The sequence below is a fragment of the Streptomyces longisporus genome, assembly GCF_039532765.1.
Classification (GTDB): Bacteria; Actinomycetota; Actinomycetes; order Streptomycetales; family Streptomycetaceae; genus Streptomyces; species Streptomyces longisporus.
The window spans coordinates 102,411-125,319 of record NZ_BAAASG010000009.1; the positions used below are offsets into that span (position 1 = coordinate 102,411).

The 22,909-nt window shown below is 69.7% G+C and carries 20 protein-coding genes, 1 pseudogene and 1 riboswitch; of the genes and pseudogenes, 11 read left to right on the forward strand and 10 right to left on the reverse strand.

Features of this window, described 5'->3' with window-relative positions:
• The first annotated feature begins 11 nt into the window (after positions 1-11).
• Positions 12-569 (forward strand): DUF485 domain-containing protein, encoded by a 558-nt coding sequence (locus tag ABD355_RS19455; protein ID WP_344401738.1) that lies wholly within the window; start codon positions 12-14, stop codon positions 567-569.
• Complete coding sequence (locus ABD355_RS19460; protein WP_344401739.1) at positions 566-2,158, forward strand: solute symporter family protein; 1,593 nt, start codon at positions 566-568, stop codon at positions 2,156-2,158. The genes ABD355_RS19455 and ABD355_RS19460 overlap by 4 nt, the downstream gene beginning before the upstream one ends.
• Before the next feature lie 77 nt (positions 2,159-2,235).
• On the opposite strand, the gene ABD355_RS19465 is transcribed toward ABD355_RS19460, so the two are convergent.
• Positions 2,236-2,928: a response regulator gene (locus ABD355_RS19465; protein WP_344401740.1), complete on the reverse strand. Its 693-nt coding sequence runs from the start codon at positions 2,926-2,928 to the stop codon at positions 2,236-2,238.
• 161 nt (positions 2,929-3,089) lie between these two features.
• On the opposite strand from ABD355_RS19465, the gene ABD355_RS19470 reads away from it, so the two are divergent.
• The 3 genes from ABD355_RS19470 to ABD355_RS19480 all read left to right on the forward strand — a co-directional run bounded on the left by ABD355_RS19470 (position 3,090) and on the right by ABD355_RS19480 (position 5,892).
• On the forward strand, positions 3,090-3,905 hold the full coding sequence (locus tag ABD355_RS19470) for an ABC transporter ATP-binding protein (protein WP_344401741.1): 816 nt from the start codon (positions 3,090-3,092) through the stop codon (positions 3,903-3,905).
• Positions 3,895-4,773, forward strand: coding sequence for an ABC transporter permease (locus ABD355_RS19475; protein WP_344401742.1), 879 nt, complete (start codon positions 3,895-3,897; stop codon positions 4,771-4,773). The genes ABD355_RS19470 and ABD355_RS19475 overlap by 11 nt, the downstream gene beginning before the upstream one ends.
• 66 nt (positions 4,774-4,839) lie before the next feature.
• The gene (locus tag ABD355_RS19480) at positions 4,840-5,892 is read left to right on the forward strand and encodes an ABC transporter substrate-binding protein (protein WP_344401743.1); all 1,053 of its coding nucleotides are present in this window, start codon (positions 4,840-4,842) and stop codon (positions 5,890-5,892) included.
• Positions 5,893-5,946: 54 nt separating this feature from the next.
• On the opposite strand, the gene ABD355_RS19485 is transcribed toward ABD355_RS19480, so the two are convergent.
• From ABD355_RS19485 to ABD355_RS19500, 4 genes are all read right to left on the reverse strand, one after another.
• On the reverse strand, positions 5,947-6,627 hold the full coding sequence (locus ABD355_RS19485) for a response regulator (RefSeq protein WP_344401745.1): 681 nt from the start codon (positions 6,625-6,627) through the stop codon (positions 5,947-5,949).
• Positions 6,624-8,294 carry an ATP-binding protein gene (locus ABD355_RS19490; RefSeq protein ID WP_344401747.1) on the reverse strand — a complete coding sequence of 557 codons (1,671 nt, stop codon included), beginning with the start codon at positions 8,292-8,294 and terminating at the stop codon, positions 6,624-6,626. Before ABD355_RS19490 ends, ABD355_RS19485 begins: the two co-directional genes overlap by 4 nt.
• 101 nt (positions 8,295-8,395) lie before the next feature.
• Positions 8,396-9,337 carry a ferredoxin family protein gene (locus ABD355_RS19495; protein ID WP_344401748.1) on the reverse strand — a complete coding sequence of 314 codons (942 nt, stop codon included), beginning with the start codon at positions 9,335-9,337 and terminating at the stop codon, positions 8,396-8,398.
• A 79-nt stretch (positions 9,338-9,416) separates the two neighbouring features.
• A complete protein-coding gene (locus tag ABD355_RS19500; protein ID WP_344401749.1) occupies positions 9,417-10,670 on the reverse strand; it encodes a citrate synthase in 1,254 nt (417 codons plus the stop codon).
• A 109-nt stretch (positions 10,671-10,779) separates the two neighbouring features.
• On the opposite strand from ABD355_RS19500, the gene ABD355_RS19505 reads away from it, so the two are divergent.
• Positions 10,780-11,946: a citrate synthase/methylcitrate synthase gene (locus ABD355_RS19505; RefSeq protein WP_344401750.1), complete on the forward strand. Its 1,167-nt coding sequence runs from the start codon at positions 10,780-10,782 to the stop codon at positions 11,944-11,946.
• Between the two features lie 74 nt (positions 11,947-12,020).
• Here the strand turns inward: ABD355_RS19505 and ABD355_RS19510 are convergent, their stop codons facing one another.
• The 3 genes and pseudogenes from ABD355_RS19510 to ABD355_RS19520 form a co-directional block, all read right to left on the reverse strand.
• Positions 12,021-12,266 (reverse strand): hypothetical protein, encoded by a 246-nt coding sequence (locus ABD355_RS19510; RefSeq protein WP_344402058.1) that lies wholly within the window; start codon positions 12,264-12,266, stop codon positions 12,021-12,023.
• A gap of 105 nt (positions 12,267-12,371) precedes the next feature.
• Positions 12,372-12,605, reverse strand: a pseudogene (locus tag ABD355_RS19515) (hypothetical protein); the annotation flags it as partial.
• Positions 12,606-12,910: 305 nt separating this feature from the next.
• Positions 12,911-13,468 carry a DUF6082 family protein gene (locus ABD355_RS19520; protein WP_344401751.1) on the reverse strand — a complete coding sequence of 186 codons (558 nt, stop codon included), beginning with the start codon at positions 13,466-13,468 and terminating at the stop codon, positions 12,911-12,913.
• Between the two features lie 321 nt (positions 13,469-13,789).
• Here ABD355_RS19520 and ABD355_RS19525 point away from each other — a divergent pair, with 321 nt between their 5' ends.
• On the forward strand, positions 13,790-14,881 hold the full coding sequence (locus ABD355_RS19525; protein WP_344401752.1) for a CobW family GTP-binding protein: 1,092 nt from the start codon (positions 13,790-13,792) through the stop codon (positions 14,879-14,881).
• Here the strand turns inward: ABD355_RS19525 and ABD355_RS19530 are convergent.
• Positions 14,878-17,334 (reverse strand): DNA gyrase/topoisomerase IV subunit A, encoded by a 2,457-nt coding sequence (locus tag ABD355_RS19530; protein WP_344401753.1) that lies wholly within the window; start codon positions 17,332-17,334, stop codon positions 14,878-14,880. The genes ABD355_RS19525 and ABD355_RS19530 overlap by 4 nt on opposite strands.
• Positions 17,335-17,595: 261 nt before the next feature.
• On the opposite strand from ABD355_RS19530, the gene ABD355_RS19535 reads away from it, so the two are divergent.
• From ABD355_RS19535 to ABD355_RS19550, 4 genes are all read left to right on the forward strand, one after another.
• Positions 17,596-18,999 carry a M16 family metallopeptidase gene (locus tag ABD355_RS19535; protein ID WP_344401754.1) on the forward strand — a complete coding sequence of 468 codons (1,404 nt, stop codon included), beginning with the start codon at positions 17,596-17,598 and terminating at the stop codon, positions 18,997-18,999.
• Positions 18,996-20,384, forward strand: a complete 1,389-nt coding sequence (locus ABD355_RS19540; protein WP_344401756.1) for a M16 family metallopeptidase — start codon at positions 18,996-18,998, stop codon at positions 20,382-20,384. Before ABD355_RS19535 ends, ABD355_RS19540 begins: the two co-directional genes overlap by 4 nt.
• Before the next feature lie 203 nt (positions 20,385-20,587).
• A riboswitch (cyclic di-AMP (ydaO/yuaA leader) is annotated at positions 20,588-20,784 on the forward strand.
• A gap of 12 nt (positions 20,785-20,796) precedes the next feature.
• The gene (locus tag ABD355_RS19545) at positions 20,797-21,561 is read left to right on the forward strand and encodes a M23 family metallopeptidase (protein ID WP_344401757.1); all 765 of its coding nucleotides are present in this window, start codon (positions 20,797-20,799) and stop codon (positions 21,559-21,561) included.
• A gap of 186 nt (positions 21,562-21,747) precedes the next feature.
• Positions 21,748-22,440 carry a GntR family transcriptional regulator gene (locus ABD355_RS19550; RefSeq protein ID WP_344401758.1) on the forward strand — a complete coding sequence of 231 codons (693 nt, stop codon included), beginning with the start codon at positions 21,748-21,750 and terminating at the stop codon, positions 22,438-22,440.
• A gap of 140 nt (positions 22,441-22,580) precedes the next feature.
• Here the strand turns inward: ABD355_RS19550 and ABD355_RS19555 are convergent, their stop codons facing one another.
• Entirely contained in the window at positions 22,581-22,862 is a 282-nt protein-coding gene (locus ABD355_RS19555) for an HPr family phosphocarrier protein (protein WP_030605519.1), read from the reverse strand.
• Between the last annotated feature and the right edge of the window lie 47 nt (positions 22,863-22,909).

Below are 22,909 nucleotides of genomic sequence, written 5' to 3' on the forward strand. Positions count from 1 at the left end.
CATCCTTGGGCATGCAGTCAAGCAATGGCCGTCCCTGCGGAGGCGGGGGCGGCGCCGATGGTTCGGCCGGGCGCCGCGATCACGACTCGTCCCCTGCGGAGGCGTCCGGAGGTGCGGGTTACGACGACCCGTGGTACGAGGCGCTTGCCTCCGGATGGGGCGAGTCGGACGGTGTCGGAGGTGCCGTACCCGAGGCCGGGCCTGCAAGCCGGCCGTGCCAGGACGAGACGGCCGCTGCGGCCGATGTGTATCTCGAGGTGCAGCGCAGCGCGGAGTTCCAGGAAGTGCGCAGCAGATACCTCGGGTTCGTCGTGCCGGGAGTCGCTGTCTTCCTCGTCTGGTACGTGGCATACCTCGTGACCGCCACCACCGCGCCCGCTCTGATGGCGCATCCCGTGGCCGGTGCCATGAACGTGGCGATGCTCGCCGGGCTCGGGCAGTTCCTCAGCACCTTCTTGTTCGCGTGGGCCTACGCCCGGCATGCGCGGCTGCGCCGCGACCGGGCCGCGCTCGAACTGCGCTGGAACACACAGGAGTTGACTCGCGGAGTCGGGGGTGGTGTGTTGTGACGGGCGGCCATCAGACGCTTGCGCTGTTCCTGTTCAGCGTGTTCGTCGCCATCACGCTGGCGATCACGACATGGGTGAGCCGCAACCGGCAGGGCTCGGCGGAGGAGTTCTACGCGGGCGGGCGTCTTTTCTCACCCATGGAGAATGGTTTTGCCATCGCGGGCGACTACATGTCGGCCGCTTCCTTCCTGGGCGTCACAGGGCTCATCGCCCTGTTCGGATATGACGGACTGCTGTACGTGGTCGGCTTCCTCGTCGCCTGGCTGGTGGTGCTCTTCCTCGTCGCCGAACTCGTGCGCAACTGCGGGCGTTTCACGCTCGCCGACGTGGTCGCGGCACGCATGAGCGAGCGGCCCGTGCGGATCGCGGCGGGAACTTCCTCGGTCACCGTGTCCGTCCTGTATCTGGTGGCGCAGATGGTGGGGGCGGGCAGCCTGGTCGCGCTGCTGCTCGGGGACACGAGCACGGCGGCGCGGGCCTGGACCGTCATCGGTGTCGGCGCGCTCATGGTGATCTATGTGTCGCTGGGAGGGATGCGGGCCACCACCTGGATCCAGATTGTCAAGGCGGTACTGCTGCTCGCCGGTACGGTCGTGTTGACCGTGCTCGTCCTGCTGCGGTTCCACGGCGACTTCGACCGGCTGCTGCTGACGGCGGCGGAGCGCAGTGGTCACGGCGACGCGTTCCTCGCCCCGGGGCTGAAGTACGGCGGGGACTGGACCGCCCGCCTGGACTTCATCAGCCTGGGGCTCGCCCTGGTGCTGGGCACGGCAGGGCTGCCGCACATTCTGTCCCGCTTCTACACGGTGCCCACCGCCCGGGCCGCCCGGTGCTCGGCGCTGTGGTCGATCGGGCTCATCGGGGGCTTCTATCTGATGACGATCGTCCTCGGCTTCGGGGCGGCCGCGATTGTGGGGCCGGACGCGGTACGAGCGTCGAACGCGGCCGGGAACACAGCTGTGCCGCTCCTGGCGCTCGCCCTGGGCGGCGGGGCGAACTCCACCGCAGGAACGGTTCTCTTCGCGGTCGTCGCCGCCGTCGCCTTCGCCACGATCCTCGCGGTGGTCGCCGGCATCACGCTCGCTTCCTCGGCGTCCGTGGCCCACGACCTGTACGCGTCACTGCGGCGCAGCCGTGCCGAGCCGCGCAGCGAAGTGGCCGTGGCACGCGTCGCCTCGGTCGGCATCGGCGTGGTCGCGATCGCCCTCGGCCTGCTGGCCCGTGACCTCAATGTCGCCTTCCTGGTGGGCCTCGCCTTCGCAGTCGCCGCGTCCGCGAACCTCCCAGTGCTGCTCTACTCGCTGTTCTGGCGCGGCTTCACCACCCGCGGCGCCGTGTGGGCCGTGTACGGCGGGCTGGTCCCGGCACTCGCCCTGGTCGTGCTGTCGCCCGTGGTCTCGGGCAGTCCGGAATCGCTGTTTCCGGCCGTCGACTTCCAGTACTTCCCGCTGCAGAACCCCGGCCTCGTGTCGATCCCGATGGGCTTCCTCGCGGGCTGGCTCGGCACGGTCACCTCCGACGAGGTCCCCGACGAGGCCAAGCACGCGGAGACCGAGGTGCGGGCGCTGACGGGGGCGGGGGCCGTGTAGGGAGCGCCGCCCTCACCGTCGTAGGACACACGCCTGTACACCTGCCGTGCCGTCGTACGGAGCAGCGCGGACGTCGGCTACGGCGTCACCCACGCGTACCGGTGTTCGGGGCGCCCCGTGTCGCCGTACTTGAGGGAGAGGCGGAGGCGGCCGGCCTGTTCGAGGTGGCGGAGGTAGCGCTGGGCGGTGGAGCGGCTCAGGCCGGTCTCCGCGGCCACCTCGTGGGCCGAGAGCGGGTGTTCGGCGTGGTGCAGGACCCGGCAGATCAGGTCGGTCGTCGGTTCCGAGTGGCCGCTGGGCAGGCCTGGCGACGACGGCGCCGACGTGGTGCGCAGAGCGCCGAAGATCCGGTCCACCTGCTCCTGGCCTGCGATGCCGCGGCCGCCGACGCGGTCGACGGTGCGGCGCAGCGCGGCGTACGAGTCGAGGCGGGTGCGCAGGGCGGCGAAGGTGAACGGCTTGACCAGATAGTGCAGCGCGCCGAGGCGCATCGCGGCCTGCACGGTCGCCACGTCACTGGCCGCGGTGATCATGATGACGTCCGTGCCGAGGCCCTGCTCCCGCATGCGGTGGACGAGTTCGAGGCCCGTCTGGTCGGGCAGGTAGTGGTCGAGCAGGACCAGGTCGATGGTCCCGCGCTGCACGCTGGCCAGCGCCTGGGCAGCGCTGTGTGCGCGGGCGGCGACCCGGAAGCCGGGAACCTTTCCCACGTACTTGGCGTTGATCTCGGCAACGCGGAAGTCGTCGTCCACGACCAGCACGTCAATCATCGGGCCTCTTTCTGTCAAGGCCTGGCGAGCGTTGAGCCCGTGTTTCGGCTCCGCTGTTGTAGCGCGCGCAAAACGAGCACAACAGGCTGTTGCAAGCAAAAGAACGGCATGCGCTCACAAGGCTGCTGCCGTGGCCCGGGCCACATCTACCGTCCCCGGCCATGAGCGCAGACACCAGCCCCGCCATCCGGTTGCGGGGCGCGAGCAAGATCTTCAGGACCCCGTCGGGGGGTCTGCACACGGCCGTCAGGGAGCTGGACCTCACGGTCGGGCGTGGCGAGTTCGTGGCGGTCGTCGGCCCCACGGGGTGCGGCAAGTCGACCACGTTGACCTTGGTCAGCGGGTTGGAGGAGCCCACCGAGGGCGAGGTTCTGGTTGCCGGGGAGCCGGTTCGCGGCGTCGGCGACAAGGTCGGTTTCGTCTTCCAGCAGGACGCCACCTTCCCCTGGCGCACCGTGCTGTCGAACGTCATGGCGGGCCCGCGTTTTCGTGGCGTGCCCAAGCCGGAGGCGAAGGCGAAGGCGCGTGAGTGGCTGGCCCGGGTCGGGCTCGCCGCCTTCGAGGACCGCTACCCGCACCAGCTCTCCGGCGGCCAGCGCAAGCGCGTCGCGCTCGCCGCGACCTTCGTCAACGACCCCGAGATCCTGTTGATGGACGAGCCGTTCTCGGCGCTCGACGTGCAGACCAGGGCACTGATGTCGGACGAGCTGCTCGAACTGTGGGAGGGCACGGGGGCATCCGTGGTCTTCGTCACACACGACCTGGAGGAGTCGATCGCGCTGGCCGACAAGGTCGTCGTCATGACGGCAGGCCCGGCCACCGTGAAGCAGGTCTTCGACATCGACCTGCCGCGGCCGCGCAAGGTCGAGTCGGTGCGCCTGGAGCCGCGGTTCATCGAGATCTACCGCGAGATCTGGGAGTCCCTCGGCGAAGAGGTCCGCATCACCCGTGAGAGGGGTGCCACCCATGTCGCCTGACGTCATGCCCGAGGCACAGGTCGCGCTGACCATGACCGAACCCGGAAACAAGACGGACCGCGCGCAGTCACGCGCGCGTGCCGCCCGTAGACGCAAGATCGTCGTCACGATCACCCGCGTACTTCTCCTGGTCGCCGTGCTGGGTCTGTGGGAGTTGCTCGCCCGGACCGAGGCCATCGACCCCTTCAACTTCTCGATGCCCTCGAAGGTCTGGGACCAGATCTACACCTGGGTGGCGCACGGGACCGCCATCGGGTCCCTGGGCGAGCAGATCTGGTACACGCTGTACGAGGCGCTGCTCGGCTGGGTTCTCGGTGTGATCGCCGGTGTCCTGTTCGGCATCACCCTCGGACGGATCACCTTCCTCGCCGATGTCCTTGGTCCATACATCAAGGTGCTCAACTCCATACCCAGGATCGTCCTCGCTCCGATCTTCATGATCTGGTTCGGGCTCGGTCCCGCCTCCAAGGTCGCGTCGGCGGTCGTCCTGGTCTTCTTCCCGGTCTTCTTCAACGCCTTCCAGGGCGCCCGCGAGGTCGACCGCAACCTTGTCTCCAACGCCCGGATCCTCGGCGCGAGCGACCGCAGAGTGACGCTTCAGGTGGTCGTCCCGTCCGCCACTTCGTGGATCTTCACCAGCCTCCATGTCAGCTTCGGGTTCGCCCTCATCGGCGCCATCGTCGGCGAGTACATCGGCGCGACCAAGGGCGTCGGCCTGCTGATCTCGCAGTCGCAGGGGACCTTCAACACGGCCGGTGTGTACGCGGCGATGGTCATCCTCGCCGTCGTCGCGCTCGCCGCCGAGGGGCTGCTGACCTTCGCCGAGCGCCGCATCTTCCGGTGGAAGCCGTCGGGTTCCGACAGCTGAACGCCGTCACAAGCCACCCCCCCCCCGTCTTTCCCGCACCGCCCTCTCACAAGGACGTGAACCCTCATGCGCAAGTCCGCCAGATACACCACCCTGGCCGCCGCCGGCCTGCTCACCCTCTCCGCGCTCACCGCCTGTGCGAACGAGGCGGCCAGTACCGCCTCCACCAGCAAGGGCGACGGCAAGGGCACGAAGGTCAAGATCATGGTCGGTGGCCTCGACAAGGTCATCTACCTGCCCGCGATGCTCACCCAGCGGCTCGGCTACTTCGACGCGGAGGGCCTCGATGTGGAGATGCTGAGCGAGCCCGCCGGTGTCCAGGCCGAGACCGCGCTCGTCTCCGGGCAGGTCCAGGGGGCCGTCGGCTTCTACGACCACACCCTCGACCTTCAGACGAAGGGCAAGTCGGTGGAGTCCGTGGTGCAGTTCTCGCACGCGCCCGGAGAGGTGGAGATCGTCTCCAGCAAGGCGGCGGGAGACATCAAGTCGCCCAAGGACTTCAAGGGCAAGAAGCTCGGCATCACCGGTCTCGGCTCGTCGACCGACTTCCTCACCAAGTACCTCGCCGTCAAGAACGGGGTGAACGTCAGCGACTTCACGCCGGTCGCCGTCGGCGCGGGACCGACCTTCATCTCGGCGCTCCAGAAGGGCGCCATCGACGGCGGCATGACGACCGACCCGACCGTCGCCACCATCCTCGACAAGAAGGCGGGCAAGGTCCTCCTCGACATGCGGACCCCGGAGGGGTCCCAGGAGGCGCTCGGCGGCCCGTACCCGTCGTCAAGCCTGTACATGCAGACGGACTGGGTCAACAGTCACAAGGACACCGTCCAGAAGTTGGCCAATGCATTCGTCAAGACGCTCAAGTGGATGTCCACCCACAGCTCGACGCAGATCGCCGACAAGATGCCCGCCGACTACTCGCAGGGCAACAAGATCCTCTACGCGGCGGCCATCGAGAGCACGCTGCCGATGTTCACCAAGGACGGCGTGATGCCCAAGGACGGCCCCGAGACCGTCGAGAAGGTCCTCAGGGCGTTCAACCCCAACATCAAGAACGCCAAGGTGGATCTGAGCAAGACGTTCACCACCGAGTTCGTGGAGAAGGCAGCGGGCTGAATCCGTATGTAGGAAAGGGCACGGCTACTTCCCCCGCCCCCACCGGCCGTGCCCTCAGGCGCGGGTCGCCCACACGTAACGGTGTTCAGGGCGGCCCGCGTCGCCGTATTTCAGGGTGAGCCGGGCCCGTCCGGTGCGCTCCAGGAGCTTCAGATAGCGCTGGGCGGTCTGGCGGCTCACTCCCGTCCGGTCGGCGATCTCCTGGGCTGACAGGGGCCCTTCGGCGCTCATCAGGGACTGACGTACGAGTTCCGCGGTGGTGGGGGAGTGGCCTTTGGGCAGCCCCGGCTCCGAAGAGGCCGACAGGGCACCGAAGATGCGGTCCACCTCGGCCTGCTCCGCCTCGCCTCCGCCGTCGAGCGTGCGGCGCAGCTCCGCGTACGCCTCCAGCTTGGCGCGCAGGCCCGCGAAGGCGAACGGCTTGACCAGGTACTGCAGCGCGCCGTGCCGCATCGCGGCCTGCACGGTCGACACGTCACGGGCCGCCGTCACCATGATCACGTCGGTCTGTTGGCCGCGCCGGCGCATCTCCTGGACGACCGCGAGACCGGTGTCGTCGGGCAGGTAGTGGTCCATGAGGACCAGGTCGAGACGGGGCAGCGTCTCCAGCAGACGGAGCGCCTCGGCGGCGCTGTGCGCCTCGCCGGCCACGTGGAAACCCGGCACCTTCTCGACGTAGGCGGCGTTGACCTGGGCGACCCTGGTGTCGTCGTCCACGACCAGGACCTCGATCATCGCGACTCCTCCTTGGCGGTCGTGTCCGCGGTGGCCGTGAGGGCCGGCTCCGGCGCCCGCTCGGTCAGTGCTTCCGGCAGGACGACGGTGAACTCCGCCCCACCACCGTCCGCTTCGCCCACCGTCGCGCTGCCGCCCTGCCGCTCCGCGAGCCTGCGCACCATGGACAGGCCGATGCCGCGCTTGCGGTGTGCGGGCGGCTCCTTCGTGGACCACCCGTCAGTGAAGATCAACTCGTGCTGTTCCGCCGGGATTCCGGGCCCGGTGTCGCGCACCCTGAGGACGGCGGTACGCCCTTCGGTGCGCAACTCGACCTCCACGCGCGCGTGGAGGGTGCCGGCGACCGCGTCGAGCGCGTTGTCCACCAGGTTCCCCACGATCGTGACGAGCCCCCTCGGGTCGATCAACCGGTCCGGGAGCCGCGTCCGGTCTGAGACCCACAGGGCGACACCGCGCTCGGCCGCAACGGTCGCCTTGCCGACCAGCAGAGCGGCGATCAGCGGATCCTGGATCTTCTCGGTGACCTGCTCGGCCGTGGCCCGGTGGTCTCCCACCACCTCTCCGACGAACTCCACGGCATCGTCGTACATCTCCAGTTCGAGCAGCCCCAGGAGCGTGTGCATACGGTTGGCGTGCTCGTGGTCCTGGGCGCGAAGGGCGTCGATCAGGCCGCGCGTCGAGTCGAGTTCCCGGCCGAGCTGCTCCAGTTCGGTGCGGTCGCGCAGGGTGGCCACGGCGCCGCCGTCGTCGGTGGGCATGCGGTTGGCGACCAGGACGCGCTGGCCGCGCACGGTGAGCAGGTCGGTTCCCGTCACCCGGCCGGCCAGGATGTCGGCCGTGCGTCCCTCGCCGAGTGCCTCGTCGGGGGACCGGCCGACGGCGTCCCCGTCAATGCTCAGCAGCCGGTGCGCCTCGTCGTTCAGGAGGCGTATCCGGCCGGCCCGGTCCAGGGCGACGACGCCCTCCCGGATACCGTGCAGCATCGCCTCGCGCTCCGCGAGCAGCGCCGAGATGTCCGAGAAGGCGAGGTCGCGGGTCTGCCGCTGGACCCGCCGCGAGATCAGCCAGGCGGCCAGCGCACCGACGGCCAGTGCGCCGCCGGCGTAGGCGAGCAGTCCGGGGATCGCGCCGATGAGGTCGGCCCGCACGCTGTCGTACTTGATACCGACCGAGACCGCTCCGATGATCTTGCCGTGGCTGTCCCGAAGGGGCACTTTGCCGCGGGCCGAGCGGCCCAGGGTGCCGCTGTCGATCTCCATGACCTCTTTGCCGGCCAGGGCCTCTCGGGGGCTCGTGGAGACGATGTTGCCTATCTCCGACGCCGTGGGGTGCGACCAGCGCACCTTGTTCCGGTCCAGCACCACGATGTACTCGGCGTGCGTGGCCCGCCGGATCCGCTCGGCCTCCTTCTGCACCGGGCCGTCCCTGGTCGGCGGGGTGTGCAGGACCCCCTCGGCGATCTGCGGGTTCTGCGCTGTGGTCTCGGCTATGGCGAGCGCCTGGCGCATCGCCTCCTCGTCGAGCTGCTTGCTCAGCGGAGCCAGGAACAGTCCGGTCGCGAGCACCGCGACCCCCGCGGCGATCGCCACCTGCATCAGCAGCACCTGCGAGAACACCCGCTTGGGCAGACCGAGGCGCAGGCGGCGGGCTGGGGGAGTGGGGCTCATACCCACGACGGTACGTGGACGCGTCGGAGCTGCCGTAGGGGGTGTGGCATGCATCTCTTGATCAATGCTGAGCCCAGCGACCGAAGTATTGAGGGGACCGGTCAACTCGCGAGTGCGGTCATGCTCAGCTCGTGCACCGCCAAGACCTCCATCCGTGCAGGTGAACCGAGGATCGACGTCCCACAGCTCTCCGGGCGGGGCGGCAGGGCCGCACCCTGGGCCACCTCGACGCGCCACCGGCGTCCGTCCACGTGAGCGACGGTCACCTGCCAGCGCGGCGCGGCCCCGTCCGTTCGTACGACTCTCAGGGCGTCCGCCGCGTACTCGCGTACGGCCGAGCGCACGGCCAGCTCGGCCGCCTGACCGGGCCGCTCCCAGGCGGAGCGCCCGCGGCAGCCCTCCACGGCCATCCGTCCCTCCTGGACGCCGTGCAGGACCTCCTTGACCGCGTGGGCCTCGGCGCGGCCGTACGCGTACCCGTACGGAAGGACGAGCAGTGTGGGCGAGAAGCGATGGCCACCCAGATGGGTGACCTCCCAGACGCCCTCCACCTCGGTGGCGGCGAGCTCGGCCGCGAGCGGGCGGCCGAGCAGCGCGCAGCAGCGGTCCCGCTTGCCGTTCGTACAGACGAGGGCGAGCGGAGCGCCGGCATGCGGTCGGGCATCGAGCGCCGTGTCGAAGGTGTGGTGCGCGCCCCTGCCGAGCGCGGTGAAGTCGAGGTCGAGCAGAGCCCGCGGATCGCGGACGGTGGCCGAGTGCAGCCATGCGTTGCCGGGCGCGGTGTGGGCCGCGTACACCTGCCGCATGGTGGGAGCGCCGCAGTCGGCGTGCCGTCCCGGGCGGCGGATCAGCGCGATGCGTACGCCCGTGCCCTTGACGGCCGCCTCCAGGGCGCGGCCGAGTGCCGGATCGAGGTGGCTCGAAGTGAGCGCCTTGGCGCCCCAGGGACCCGGCTGCTCCAGCAGCAGCCAGGTCCGCGCGGTGGCCGCGGTTCCCGAAAGGGGCTCGTCGAGCTCCCGGGAGACGGTTGAGCACGTACTCACAGAGGTGAGCCTAACCTGACTTGGCTCACCGCGGCTTCCGGCCGCGTCCGTGTCCTGCGCCTACAGGGGGTCGGTCCTGCTACGGCAGCGGCTGGGGCGGCTTCGGGCCGACGTAGTGTCCACTGGGCCGCATGCGCAGCGGGCGTTCCCCGTACTCCTCGAGCGCATGGGCGATCCAGCCCGCCGTACGCGCCACGGCGAAGATGGTCTCGCCTGCGGTGGAGGGCATGCCTGAGGACGCGGTGAGCACGGCCAGGGCCAGGTCGACATTCGCGTGCAGCGGAGTGTGACGGGCAGTGGTGGCCACGATGTCGCGGGCCGCAGCCAGGGCGGGCGCGGCGCGGGGGATCTCCTCCAGGAGCCCGAACAGGACACGCGCGCGTGGGTCCTCGCCGGGATAGAGGCGGTGACCGAGCCCCGGGATGCGGCGGCCCGCCCGCAACTCTTCCGCGATGACCGGGGCCGCATTGCCCTCGTCGAGCACGTCGAGCAGCAGCCGGTGGGCGAGGCCGCTGGCCGCTCCGTGCAGAGGGCCTTCCAGTACTCCGAGCCCGGCGGAGACGGCCGCGTACGCGTGGGCGCGGGCCGAGGCGGCGACGCGCACGGCGAGCGTCGAGGCGGCGAGGTCGTGGTCGACGAGCAGGGCGAGCGCGGTGTCCAGCACACGTAGCGAGGCCTCGTCGGGCTCGGCTCCGGTCAGCCGCGCCCACAGGCGGTGTGCCAGCGGACCCTCGTCACGGTGGCCGCGCCGGGCCGGCGGCAGGGCCGCGACCAGGGTGGGGATGAGCGTGCGCGCGGTGCCGAGCACGGCGTCCTCGGAGAGGTCGAAGCGCAGCGGATCCGCCACCGCGGCGGCGATCGCCGCAACCCGCAGCCGGTCGGTCGGTCCGGTGTGCTCGGGCAGCGCGTCGACGGCGCGGCGGGCCAGGGCGACGGGGGCCTCGGGCGCGGTGAACACCGTGCCGGGGCGCAGCCGACCGGTCCACAGCCACTCGGCGACCTCTTCGTAGGAGTGGCGCGCGGCCAGTTCGGTGGCGTCGACGCCGCGGAAGAAGTACCGGTCCGTCTCGATGAGGGTGATGCGCGTGCGCACGGAGAGTTCGCCCCCCGATGGTGAACTCCCGCTGCTCTCCCGTCTGTTGCGCCGGGCGAGTGCCTCCACCTCCTTGACGTCGAAGGTGCTGCCCCGGCCGCCGGGGACGCGGCGGCTGCTGAGCTGGCCGCGGCTCACGTACGCGTACACGGTCTCAGGCTTCACGCCCAGCAGTTCGGCGGCTTCCTTGGTGGTCAGCCGGCGTTCGGCGTGACCGGCGGAGGGGTCTTGATCGCGCATGGGGTCACCGTATCCGCATCACGACGCATGGATCGAAAGTATTGATTCAATCAACATTGACAGTGAAATAGTCAAGCATGGACAGTTGAATCAAGTCCAGGGAGGAATCATGTCCGTCAACAGGTCAGCCGTCGCCACCGTCGACGTGCCGCGGGGGCTCGCCGGCGTCGTCGTCACCGACACCGAGATCGGGGACGTCAGGGGGCTCGAGGGCTTCTACCACTACCGTCAGTACTCGGCCGTCGAACTCGCGCAGAGCCGCGGGTTCGAGGACGTCTGGCATCTCCTGGTCCACGGCGAACTGCCGGACGAGGCGCAGCGTGCGGCCTTCGTCTCCGAAACGGCCGCCCTGCGGCGGCTGCCCGACGAGGTGCGGGCCGCGCTGCCCGCCATCGCGGCGGCGAGCGGGGGATCGGGCCCGCTGGCCGGTATGCGCACCGTGCTGTCGCTGCTCGGTGCGGCGAAGGGCTTCCGGCCGGTGTACGACATCGACGCGGCCGCCCGCCGTCAGGACACCCTCGTGGCGGCCGCGGCCGTGCCGACCCTGCTCACGGCGCTGCACCGGCTGGGCCGCGGTCTCGAACCGGTGGAGCCCCGGGACGACCTCTCCTATGCGGCGAACTACCTCTACATGCTGACGGGTTCGGTGCCGGAGCCGAAGCGGGCCCGGGCGGTCGAGCAGTACTTGATCTCAACCATTGATCACGGCTTCAATGCGTCAACCTTCACGGCACGGGTCATCGCGTCGACGGGAGCGGACGTCGCCGCCTGCCTGGTCGGAGCCGTGGGGGCGCTCTCCGGTCCGCTGCACGGTGGTGCGCCCAGCCGTGCGCTGGACACTCTGGACGCGATCGGCACCCCGGACCGCATCGACCCCTGGGTCCGTGAACGCGTCCTCGCCGGCGACCGCATCATGGGCTTCGGCCACCCGGTCTACCGCACCGAGGATCCGCGTTCACGGATGCTCCGCGAGTTGGCCCAGAGTTTCGGCGGCCCGCGCGTGGAGTTCGCGGTGGAGGTCGAGCGTCACGTCGAGAGCATCCTGGCGGAACTGAAGCCCGGCCGCGAACTCCACACGAACGTCGAGTTCTACGCGGGCGTGGTCATGGAACTGTGCGGCCTGCCCCGCGAGATGTTCACGCCGACGTTCGCGGCGGCGCGGGTGGTGGGCTGGAGCGCGAACATCCTGGAACAGGCGGAGGACTCGAAGATCATCCGGCCGGTGGCCCGGTACGTGGGGGCGGAGGCGCCGGTGGCGGTGCCGGGGGTGGTCTGAGGGGCCGATCGTCGCAGCTGCACGAGGGGCTCGGCACCGCTCGGTGCCGAGCCCGGACGGCGCATCGCGACGCGTCAGGCGTCGGGAATGTCCTTCTTGGCCTCGATCAGGGTTTCGCGGCTGATGACGACGATGCGCTCGTAGTCCGCCCGTGAGGCGTCGGGCGGCAACTTGTCGTCGAGTTCTTTCGTGGCCTCCGTACCGATGACGGCGAAGTTGCCGTCGCTCAGCTCGAAGATGTCGGGGCAGGTTTGTCCTGTAGTGCTCGGTGATGACTTACGTGACTGAGGCGGCACGCCGATCCGCCGTACGATTTTCACGTTTTGTTGATCTCCCCTGCTTGCGGGTGTAGGCACAGGCCTGGTGCCGACGGCCTTTGAACGCCCCGCGCTGAGCAGTGCAGGAGCCGTTCGGAGACTTTCGGCGGCAACGGGAATGTCGACTTTGGCGTGAATCAGAGTTTCGCGTGTGACCATGACGATGCGGTCGCCGTCGGTCCGGCAGGTGTCGGCAGGAAGTTGAGCGTCCAGCCTGTTCGTGGCATCTGTTCCGATGACGGCGAAGTTCCCGTCGGCCAGCTCGAAGATATCCGGGCAATTCTGCCCGGATACGCTTCCTCGAGCCTTTGGAGGAGTGCCAAGCCGACGGATGATCCGAATCACTGTTCAAGTTCCCCTTGGTCTCAAGGCCTGAGCGCCTGCGCGCTGTCGCTGCGCGGTGTGACGCGGCCCTGTGGGGCTGCTGACTCGACGACCGGGCGGCATGGAGCGACGGTTCGGTGGGGTTGACCCTGAACGCGATCGCGGAGCAGTCAACCCTGTTGGCATGAGGGGAAACGCGAGAATTTGCGAGTTCGTTATCGCCCGACTGTGTGATCCACCCGGAAGGTGCTTCGGCGGACGAAACTTCACGGCCGACGCCGTGGCGGAGTCCGTGCGGCTCGGTCGACGGCGCAGCGAGGTCCTCAGTCGATCGGGGGTTCCCCCACTACCCACCACTCTTCGCCGTCGGCCTCTTCGAGCTGGCGCAGGAGGTCGTCGACCATCTGCCCAAGTTCTGCTTCCTCCGAGGTGTCGATCAGCGTGGCCCTGTGGGGGCGGGTGGCATACCAGTACTCCCTGAAGATGGGATTCTGCAGGATGCCTCGGGCGAATCCGAAGAATTCATCGCGGCTGATGTTGCCGATGCGGTAGTAGCAGAGTGCATTCGTGTACAGGGCGTTGGCGAACAGGAACTGACGCTGCTTCTTGGCGGAGACGGTCTCCTCGTAGGTGTCGAGCACCTCGGCAAGTTCGTGATCGTCCATGGCCTTGCTCAACAGTTCCCAGTGCAGACGCTGTTGGTGGGCGAGATTGGCATCGCGCTGGGCCTGTGCGGCCTGTTCCAAGTGCTCGAGGCGCATGCGCAGCGAGGCGAGGGCCTGCCGCTGTGCGGCCAAGGTGACGAGCGTTCCTGTCACCAGTCCCATTCCGGCCGCGGCGATCGCGCTCAGCCCTCGTACTCCACGCTTCTGTGTGGCCATGTCAACCCCCGAGTCAGGCGGCCGTCCGCCGGTCGTCGGGGTGCGGGTCGACTGATGGGGACCGGCGAGCGGTGGGCGGCGCTTGCCGTCTCCCAGGGTGCCGAGCGGCTCTGGTCGGCAGGGAGGCGGAGAGGAGGCGCACGGAGGGAAGCGAGGGTCGCACGCTCCGGCGCCTTGCCCAACGTCTGCCCCGCAAGTGCTGCTAACAATCGTTCACTTCGCGGGGATTATTCCGGCTCGTATCCTGGTCCGGCATTCAATCCTCATGCGTGCGCCGGGACCGCGATCCGGTGCACGCGTCGGTGTCAGAGAGGTCGCACGTTGAGTCAGCCGAGCCACAGCCTCCGGCAGATCCCGGTCGTCGTACTCGCCGGATTCCTGGGCTCCGGCAAGACCACCCTGCTCAATCACCTCCTCCACCGCAGCGGTGGCAGCCGCATCGGTGCCGTCGTCAATGACTTCGGCGCCATCGAGATCGACGCCATGGCCGTGGCCGGAGCGCTCGGCGATTCCACCGTCTCGCTCGGAAACGGCTGTCTGTGCTGTGCCGTGGACGTCAGCGAGCTCGACCTCTATCTGGAGCGGCTCGCCCGGCCCTCCGCCGACATCGACGTCATCGTGATCGAGGCCAGCGGCCTCGCCGAACCCCAGGAACTCGTGCGCATGGTGCTCGCCAGTGAGCAACCGGGGATCGTGTACGGCGGCCTCGTCGAGGTCGTCGACGCCGCCGAGTTCGACGACACGCGCGTGAAGCACCCCGAGATCGACCGGCACCTCGCCCTCGCCGACCTCGTCGTCGTCAACAAGCTCGACCGGGCAGCGGACGCAGAGCGCGTCCTCGGGCTCGTCCGCTCGCTCGTCGACCGCGCAGCCGTCGTCCCGGCCACCTACGGCCGCATCGACCCCGAGTTCCTCTTCGACTGCAGGCCCAGCGAGGAACGCATCGGGCAGCTGTCCTTCGACGACCTGCACGAACACGGCGAACACGGCGAACATGGGGAACTCGGCCGGCGCGGCCACGCCGATCATCTGCACGCGGCCTACGACAGCCTGTCCTTCAGCTCCGAAGCGCCCCTGGACCCACGCCGGTTGATGGAGTTCCTCGACAGCAGGCCCGAGGGGCTGTACCGGATCAAGGGGTACGTCGACTTCGGGGCGTACGACGTCCACAACCGTTACGCCGTGCACGCGGTGGGGCGCTTCCTCCGGTTCTACCCGGAGCCCTGGGCGCCGGGCGATGCCCGCCTCACCCAGCTGGTCCTCATCGGCTCCGGCATCGACGCGGCCGCCCTCGGCAAGGAACTCGAGGCGTGCAACAGCGACGCCCCGCACACCGCCGACGAGCACGGTATGTGGGGCGTCCTGCGCTATGTACAGGATCCGGAAGAGGATCTCGTGGAGCCGCCGGCCTAGACCGGGCCCGCCACCACCGCCACCGTCTTCGGCAGGGACACGCCCGAGCCGTCGCGGCGCGGGTCGAGCTCCGGGAGGTCGGCCGGGGTGCCGTTCTTCTGGGCGGCCTTGGCCGGGACGGTGCCCGCCCAGGCCAGGGACAGACAGTCCTCGCCCTTCAGGAAGCGCTGGCAGCGCACCCCGCCGGTGGCGCGGCCCTTGCGCGGGTACTGGTCGAACGGGGTCAGCTTGGCCGTCGTCTGGACCGAGTCGTCGAGCGTGCCGCGCGAGCCCGCGACCGTGAAGACGACCGCATCCGCCGCCGGGTCCACCGCAGTGAAGGAGATGACCTTCGCGCCCTCGGTCAGCTTGATGCCCGCCATACCGCCCGCCGGACGGCCCTGGGGCCGGACCTGCGAGGCCTGGTAGCGCAGCAATTGCGCGTCGTCCGTGATGAAGACCAGGTCCTCCTCACCGGTGCGCAGCTCGACCGCGCCGACGATCCGGTCGCCGTCCTTGAGCGTGATGACCTCCAACTCCTCCTTGTTGGACGGGTAGTCGGGGACCACACGCTTGACGACGCCCTGTTCGGTGCCGAGGGCGAGACCGGGGGAGGACTCGTCCAGCGTGGTCAGGCAGACCACCGTCTCGTCGTCCTCCAGGGAGAGGAACTCCGACAGAGGCGCACCGCCGGAGAGGTTCGGCGCCGACGCCGTCTCCGGCAGCTGGGGAAGGTCGACCACGTTGATCCGCAGAAGGCGGCCGGAGGAGGTCACCGCGCCGATCTCGCCGCGTGCCGTCGCCGGGACCGCCGACACGATCACGTCGTGCTTGGTGCGCCGGGCGTCGGCGTCCTCCGGGAAGGGCTCCCCGTTCGACGTGCGGGCCAGCAGACCCGTGGAGGACAGCAGCACCCGGCACGGGTCGTCCGCGACCTGCAGCGGTACGGCGGCCGCCGGGGCGCCCGAGGCCTCCAGCAGGACCGTACGCCGCTCGGTGCCGAACTTCTTGGCCACCGCGGCCAGTTCCGAGGAGACCAGCTTGCGCAGCTCCGCGTCCGACTCCAGGATCCGGGTCAGCTCCGCGATCTCCGCGTTCAGCTTCTCCTTCTCCGACTCCAGCTCGATGCGGTCGTACTTGGTGAGACGGCGCAGTGGCGTGTCGAGGATGTACTGGGTCTGGATCTCCGAGAGCGAGAAGCGCTCCATCAGGCGTTCCTTCGCCTGCGCGCTGTTCTCGCTGGAGCGGATCAGCCGGATGACCTCGTCGATGTCGACGAGAGCCGTCAGCAGGCCCTCCACCAGGTGCAGCCGGTCGCGGCGCTTGGTGCGGCGGAACTCGCTGCGGCGGCGCACGACCTCGAAGCGGTGGTCGAGGTAGACCTCCAGGAGCTCCTTGAGGCCGAGGGTGAGCGGCTGGCCGTCCACCAGTGCGACGTTGTTGATGCCGAAGGACTCCTCCATCGGCGTCAGCTTGTACAGCTGCTCCAGGACGGCCTCCGGCACGAAGCCGTTCTTGATCTCGATGACCAGGCGCAGGCCGTGCTCGCGGTCGGTGAGGTCCTTGACGTCGGCGATGCCCTGGATCTTCTTCGAACCGACCAGGTCCTTGATCTTGGCGATCACCTTCTCAGGGCCGACCGCGAAGGGCAGTTCGGTGACGACCAGGCCCTTGCGGCGGGCGGTGACGGTCTCGATCTCCACCGTGGCACGGATCTTGAAGGTGCCGCGGCCCGTCTCGTACGCGTCCCGGATGCCGGCGAGGCCCACGATGCGGCCGCCGGTGGGCAGGTCCGGTCCGGGAACGTGCTTCATCAGGGTGTCGAGGTCCGCGGCCGGGTAGCGGATCAGGTGCCGGGCGGCCGCGATGACCTCGGCCAGGTTGTGCGGCGGCATGTTCGTCGCCATGCCGACCGCGATGCCCGACGAGCCGTTCACCAGCAGGTTCGGGAAGGCCGCGGGCAGGGCGACCGGCTCCTGCTCCTGGCCGTCGTAGTTGGGCGCGAAGTCGACCGTGTCCTCGTCGATCGACTCCGTCATCAGGCTCGTCGCCTGCGCCTGGCGGCACTCGGTGTACCGCATGGCGGCCGGCGGGTCGTCGTTGCCCAGCGAGCCGAAGTTGCCGTGGCCGTCGACGAGCGGCACGCGCATGGAGAAGGGCTGGGCCATGCGTACCAGGGCGTCGTAGATCGACGCGTCGCCGTGCGGGTGCAGCTTGCCCATGACCTCGCCGACCACGCGCGCGCACTTCACATAGCCGCGGTCGGGGCGCAGCCCCATCTCGTTCATCTGGTAGACGATGCGGCGGTGGACCGGCTTGAGGCCGTCGCGGGCGTCGGGCAGGGCTCGGGAGTAGATGACCGAGTACGCGTACTCGAGGAAGGAGCCCTGCATCTCGTCGACGACGTCGATGTCGAGGATGCGCTCCTCGAACGAGTCGTCGGGCGGCGGGGTCTTCGTGCTGCGGCGGGCCATCGCTGCCGGCTCCTCTTTTCTGGCTGCTCGCGCTGAAGCGTGAACGGGTTCTGACGCGACCATTGTGGACCGCGGCACTGACAACGCGGACGAGGACCTGGCGTCGAAGTAGGTTCCCGGCGTGGCGGAAGGCTACGCGATCCGCTGTGGGCGTACGTCGTCCGGGAACTTCGCCGACGATCTGCACGCTTGCATACAGTGGCAGGACCGGCAGGAAAACCGCGGTTCGAACCACCGCATCCGCGAGGCGAAGGGACGTACATGCCCATGGGTCACACGGCCACAGACCAGGCAGGCACCGGGGGCCTGACAGCGACCGAGCACCGCCTGGCCAACGGCCTGCGCGTGGTGCTCTCAGAGGATCACCTGACCCCCGTCGCGGCGGTGTGCCTCTGGTACGACGTCGGCTCGCGCCACGAAGTCAAGGGACGTACCGGCCTGGCTCACCTTTTCGAGCACCTGATGTTCCAGGGCTCCGGGCAGGTCAAGGGCAACGGGCACTTCGAGCTGGTGCAGGGTGCCGGCGGCTCGCTGAACGGCACCACCAGCTTCGAGCGCACCAACTACTTCGAGACCATGCCCGCCCACCAGTTGGAGCTCGCCCTCTGGCTGGAGGCCGACCGGATGGGCTCCCTGCTCGCCGCCCTCGACGACGAGTCCATGGAGAACCAGCGGGACGTCGTCAAGAACGAGCGCAGGCAGCGCTACGACAACGTGCCGTACGGTACGGCGTTCGAGAGGCTGACCGCCCTCGCCTACCCGGAGGGCCATCCCTACCACCACACGCCGATCGGCTCGATGGCCGACCTGGACGCGGCGACCCTGGAGGACGCGCGCGCGTTCTTCCGCACGTACTACGCGCCGGGCAACGCCGTCCTCTCGGTCGTCGGCGACATCGACCCGGAGCAGACGCTCGCCTGGATCGAGAAGTACTTCGGGTCCATCGCCTCGCACGACGGGAAGCCGGAGCCCCGCGACGGCTCGCTGCCCGAGATCATCGGTGAGCAGCTGCGCGAGGTCATCGAGGAGGAGGTCCCGGCGCGCGCCCTGATGGCGGCCTACCGGCTGCCGCAGGACGGCACGCGCGAGGCGGACGCCGCCGACCTGGCGCTCACCGTCCTCGGCGGCGGCGAGTCCTCCCGCCTCTACAACCGGCTGGTGCGCCGCGACCGTACGGCCGTCGCGGCCGGATTCGGCCTGCTGCGGCTGGCCGGAGCGCCCTCCCTGGGCTGGCTCGACGTGAAGACCTCCGGTGACGTCGAGGTGCCGGTCATCGAGGCCGCCATCGACGAGGAGCTCGCCCGGTTCGCCGCGGAGGGCCCCACGGCCGAGGAAATGGAGCGTGCCCAGGCCCAGTTGGAGCGCGAGTGGCTGGACCGGCTCGGCACGGTCGCGGGCCGCGCCGACGAACTGTGCCGGTTCGCCGTCCTCTTCGGCGACCCGCAGCTCGCCCTCACCGCCGTCCAGCGCGTCCTGGAGGTGACGGCCGAGGAGGTCCAGGAGGTCGCCAAGGCCCGTCTGCGCCCCGACAACCGCGCGGTGCTCGTCTACGAGCCGCTCTCACCCGAGTCCGCGGAGCACACCCAGGACGAGGACTTCCCCGAAGACCCCGAGTCCGAAGCCACGGTGGAAGCCACCGACCAGAACGAGGAGGCGGCCAAGTGACCGAGCTCGCCACGATGCAGTTCCACCCGCAGCCCCGGGCGGGCGAGGCCAAGCCGTGGGCGTTCCCGTCCCCCGAGCGCGGCGCGCTCGACAACGGCCTCACCGTCCTGCGCTGCCACCGCCCCGGCCAGCAGGTCGTCGCCGTCGAGGTGCTCCTGGACGCGCCTCTGGAGGCCGAGCCGGCCGGTTTCGAAGGTGTCGCCACGATCATGGCGCGGGCCTTCTCGGAGGGCACCGACAAGCACTCCGCCGAGGAGTTCGCCGCCGAGCTGGAGCGCTGCGGCGCCACCCTCGACTCGCACGCGGACCACCCGGGTGTACGTCTGAGCCTCGAGGTCCCGGCCTCCCGTCTCGCCAAGGCGCTCGGTCTGCTCGCCGACGCCCTCAGGGCGCCCGCGTTCGCCGACAGCGAGGTCGAGCGGCTGGTCCGCAACCGCCTGGACGAGATCCCGCACGAGCTGGCCAACCCCTCGCGCCGTGCCGCCAAGGAGCTCTCCAAGGAGCTGTTCCCGGCGACCTCGCGCATGTCGCGTCCGCGCCAGGGCACCGAGGAGACGGTCGAGAAGATCGACGCGGCGGCCGTGCGCGCCTTCTACGACCGCCATGTCCGGCCCGCCACGGCCACCGCCGTCGTCGTCGGCGACCTCACCGGCATCGACCTGGACGCGCTGCTCGACGACACCCTGGGCGCCTGGACCGGCTCCAAGGCCGAACCCCGCCCCGTGCCGCCGGTGACCGCCGACGACACCGGGCGCGTGATCATCGTGGACCGTCCCGGTGCCGTCCAGACGCAGCTGCTCATCGGCCGCGTCGGCCCCGACCGGCACGACCGCGTGTGGCCCGCGCAGGTGCTCGGCACGTACTGCCTCGGCGGCACCCTCACCTCGCGCCTGGACCGCGTCCTGCGCGAGGAGAAGGGCTACACCTACGGTGTGCGCGCGTTCGGCCAGGTCCTCAGGTCCGCCCCGGACGGCTCCGGTGCCGCGATGCTCGCCATCAGCGGCTCCGTCGACACCCCGAACACCGGCCCGGCGCTGCAGGACCTGTGGACGGTGTTGCGCACCCTCGCCGAGGGCGGCCTCACCGACGCCGAGCGCGACGTCGCCGTACAGAACCTCGTCGGTGTGGCGCCGCTCAAGTACGAGACCGCGGCGGCGGTGGCGAGCACGCTGGCCGACCAGGTCGAGCAGCACCTGCCCGACGACTACCAGGCGACGCTGTACCAGCAGCTCGCCGCGACCGGCACCGTGGAGGCCACCGCGGCGGTCGTGAGCGCCTTCCCGGTGGACCGTCTGGTGACGGTTCTCGTCGGTGACGCGGCGCAGATCAAGGAGCCCGTCGAGGCGCTCGGGATCGGCGAAGTCAGCGTGGTGTCGGCCGAGTAGCGGCACGCGCGCGCGGGACGGCCCTGGTGACGGATGCGTCGCCAGGGCCCTCGTATGTCCGAATTGGCAGAGAATCGAAGGAGAGTTGCCTGTCTGCCCTGTGGGATGCGCTACAAACACCGTGATCCGTTTGGGGATTGAAAGCGGCCCCGCTTAGCGTCGTCCGGGCTGTCCGTCAGGCACCGCGCCGCATCCGCGGCACCGGACAGCCATCGCCGAGTCCCCGTACGGCGCGAGCCAGGGGAGCCGGGGACCCGCCCTCCTGTCGCCGCCATCGCGGCTGGAGGGGCCCAAGTCCCAGGGGTGAATCGGACGCCCGCGCGTGCAGCGAGGGGGTCCGTAGGAGACCTTCCTGCTCCGAACCCGTCAGCTAACCCGGTAGGCGAGAGGGAAGGAAAGGACCAGCCACTACATGGCGTTCACGCGCGCCACCGGGAAGCACCGTCGTCCCACGCGGATGCACCGCACCACCACCCGCGCCGCCGGAGTCGCGGCCCTCGCCGCCACCGGCGTCATCGGCACCCTCGCGGCTCCCGCGCTCGCCGCCGACACCGCCGTCGAGCAGACCGGCCTGACCCCTGTCATCACCATCGGCAACACCATCGCCGACAAGATCGACGCCCAGGCCGACGCCCAGAAGCAGGCCGCCGAGGAGGCCGCGCTCAAGAAGGCGGCCCTGGAGGCGGCACGCGAGAAGGCCGCCGCCCAGGCCAAGCAGGAGCGCGAGGCCAAGGAGCGCGCCGCCCGCGAGGCCGAGCGCAAGCGCCTCAACACGTTCGTGGCGCCGATATCGGACTCGTACGTCTCCACCGGCTACAAGGCCAGCGGCTCCCTGTGGTCCTCCGGCAGTCACACCGGCATCGACTTCCACGCCGCGAGCGGCACGGTCGTCCACGCGGTGGGCGCCGGGACCGTCGTCCAGACCGGGTGGGGCGGCGCCTACGGCAACCAGATCGTGATCAAGATGAACGATGGCACGTACACCCAGTACGGCCATCTGTCGTCCATCGGCGTCTCGGTCGGGCAGACGGTCACCCCGGGCCAGCAGATAGGCCTCTCCGGCGCGACCGGCAACACCACCGGACCGCACCTGCACTTCGAGGCCCGCACGACGCCCGAGTACGGCTCGGACATCGACCCCGTCGCCTACCTGCGCTCGCACGGCGTGAACGTGTGACGACGGATCGCAGGATCCGCTGAAGCCCCGGCTCCCGAGCCGGGGCTTTCGGCGTTTCTGCCGCCCTGCTGTCCAAAAAATATCCATGGATTCCGGCCCGCCGTCGGAAATTCCGCCTCCGTGCAATAGAGTCACCGATACACGTCAATCATCGACGTTTCACGGGGATTAAGTCGGAGGTCGGTCATGCGTATTCCGGCGCACTCGGTGTGCACGGCGATCCGGGACGACATCGTCGCCGGTGTCTACGAGCGCGGCAGCCGGCTCACCGAGGAACTCCTCGCGCGCCGCTACGGCGTCTCGCGCGTCCCCGTGCGCGAGGCCCTGCGCACCCTGGAGGCCGAGGGCTTCGTGGTGACCCGGCGGCACGCGGGCGCGTGCGTCGCGGAACCGACCGAGCAGGAGGCCGCCGACCTGCTGGAGATGCGCATGCTGCTGGAACCGCTCGGCGCCTCCCGGGCCGCCCAGCGGCGCACCGACGCCCATCTCAAGGTGCTGCGCGGCCTGGTCAGACTGGGCCAGGAGCGGGCCAGGAGGGGCAACAGCGAGGATCTGCGCTCCTTGGGGGGCTGGTTCCACGAGACGCTCGCCCAGGCCTCGGGCAGCCCCGCGCTGACCTCGATGCTGACCCAGTTGCGCCACAAGATCGCCTGGATGTACGCCGTGGAGGCGCCGGCCAACCCCGTGGAGTCCTGGGCGGAGCACGGCGCGATCGTCGACGCCGTGGCCCGCGGCGACAGTGAGCGCGCGCGGGCGGTCACCACACTGCACACCGAGCGTTCGAGCGCGGTGCACCGGCTGCGGTTCGGCGGCGCGGAGCGGGCGAACGCTGTGAGGAACTCGCAACATGCCGTAAACATGTCGGGCCTGCGGCATTAACACGGGCACCGTATACAAAGAGGGAACAATTCGCGGGGGCATTATTTCTGCTGCCCGCGATCGGTAATTCCATCGCCTCTGCGCGGGAAAAGCAAAGGGCTCGCCCGGCAATTCGGACGAGCCCTTCTGTGGTGCCGTGATCAGACGGTCTCGGGAAGCTCCTCGAGCCCCTCGGAGACCAGCTTCGCCAGCCGGTCGAGGGCGACGTCCGCACCCTCGGCCTCGGAGGCGAGGACGATCTCCTCGCCTCCCTGGGCGCCCAGGCCGAGAACGGCCAGCATGGAGGCCGCGTTGACGGGGTTGCCGTCGGCCTTGGCGATCGTCACCGGGATACCTGCGGCCGTGGCGGCCCGGACGAAGATGGAAGCGGGGCGGGCGTGGAGGCCCTCGGCCCAGCCGACGTTGACGCGGCGCTCAGCCATGTGATGCTGCCCTTCAGAGTCTCAGGGTTGTCTAGACCAGTTTCCCA

Excerpts from the sequence above, each read along its gene's own strand:
- ABD355_RS19465 (WP_344401740.1), bottom strand. The coding sequence starts at position 2,928 with ATGATTGACGTGCTGGTCGTGGACGACGACTTCCGCGTTGCCGAGATC.
- ABD355_RS19505 (WP_344401750.1), top strand. The coding sequence starts at position 10,780 with ATGTCCGTCAACAGGTCAGCCGTCGCCACCGTCGACGTGCCGCGGGGG.
- ABD355_RS19470 (WP_344401741.1), top strand. The coding sequence starts at position 3,090 with ATGAGCGCAGACACCAGCCCCGCCATCCGGTTGCGGGGCGCGAGCAAG.
- ABD355_RS19500 (WP_344401749.1), bottom strand. The coding sequence starts at position 10,670 with ATGCGCGATCAAGACCCCTCCGCCGGTCACGCCGAACGCCGGCTGACC.
- ABD355_RS19455 (WP_344401738.1), top strand. The coding sequence starts at position 12 with ATGCAGTCAAGCAATGGCCGTCCCTGCGGAGGCGGGGGCGGCGCCGAT.
- ABD355_RS19530 (WP_344401753.1), bottom strand. The coding sequence starts at position 17,334 with ATGGCCCGCCGCAGCACGAAGACCCCGCCGCCCGACGACTCGTTCGAG.
- ABD355_RS19545 (WP_344401757.1), top strand. The coding sequence starts at position 20,797 with ATGGCGTTCACGCGCGCCACCGGGAAGCACCGTCGTCCCACGCGGATG.
- ABD355_RS19550 (WP_344401758.1), top strand. The coding sequence starts at position 21,748 with ATGCGTATTCCGGCGCACTCGGTGTGCACGGCGATCCGGGACGACATC.
- ABD355_RS19555 (WP_030605519.1), bottom strand. The coding sequence starts at position 22,862 with ATGGCTGAGCGCCGCGTCAACGTCGGCTGGGCCGAGGGCCTCCACGCC.
- ABD355_RS19485 (WP_344401745.1), bottom strand. The coding sequence starts at position 6,627 with ATGATCGAGGTCCTGGTCGTGGACGACGACACCAGGGTCGCCCAGGTC.
- ABD355_RS19535 (WP_344401754.1), top strand. The coding sequence starts at position 17,596 with ATGCCCATGGGTCACACGGCCACAGACCAGGCAGGCACCGGGGGCCTG.
- ABD355_RS19520 (WP_344401751.1), bottom strand. The coding sequence starts at position 13,468 with ATGGCCACACAGAAGCGTGGAGTACGAGGGCTGAGCGCGATCGCCGCG.
- ABD355_RS19475 (WP_344401742.1), top strand. The coding sequence starts at position 3,895 with ATGTCGCCTGACGTCATGCCCGAGGCACAGGTCGCGCTGACCATGACC.
- ABD355_RS19490 (WP_344401747.1), bottom strand. The coding sequence starts at position 8,294 with ATGAGCCCCACTCCCCCAGCCCGCCGCCTGCGCCTCGGTCTGCCCAAG.
- ABD355_RS19480 (WP_344401743.1), top strand. The coding sequence starts at position 4,840 with ATGCGCAAGTCCGCCAGATACACCACCCTGGCCGCCGCCGGCCTGCTC.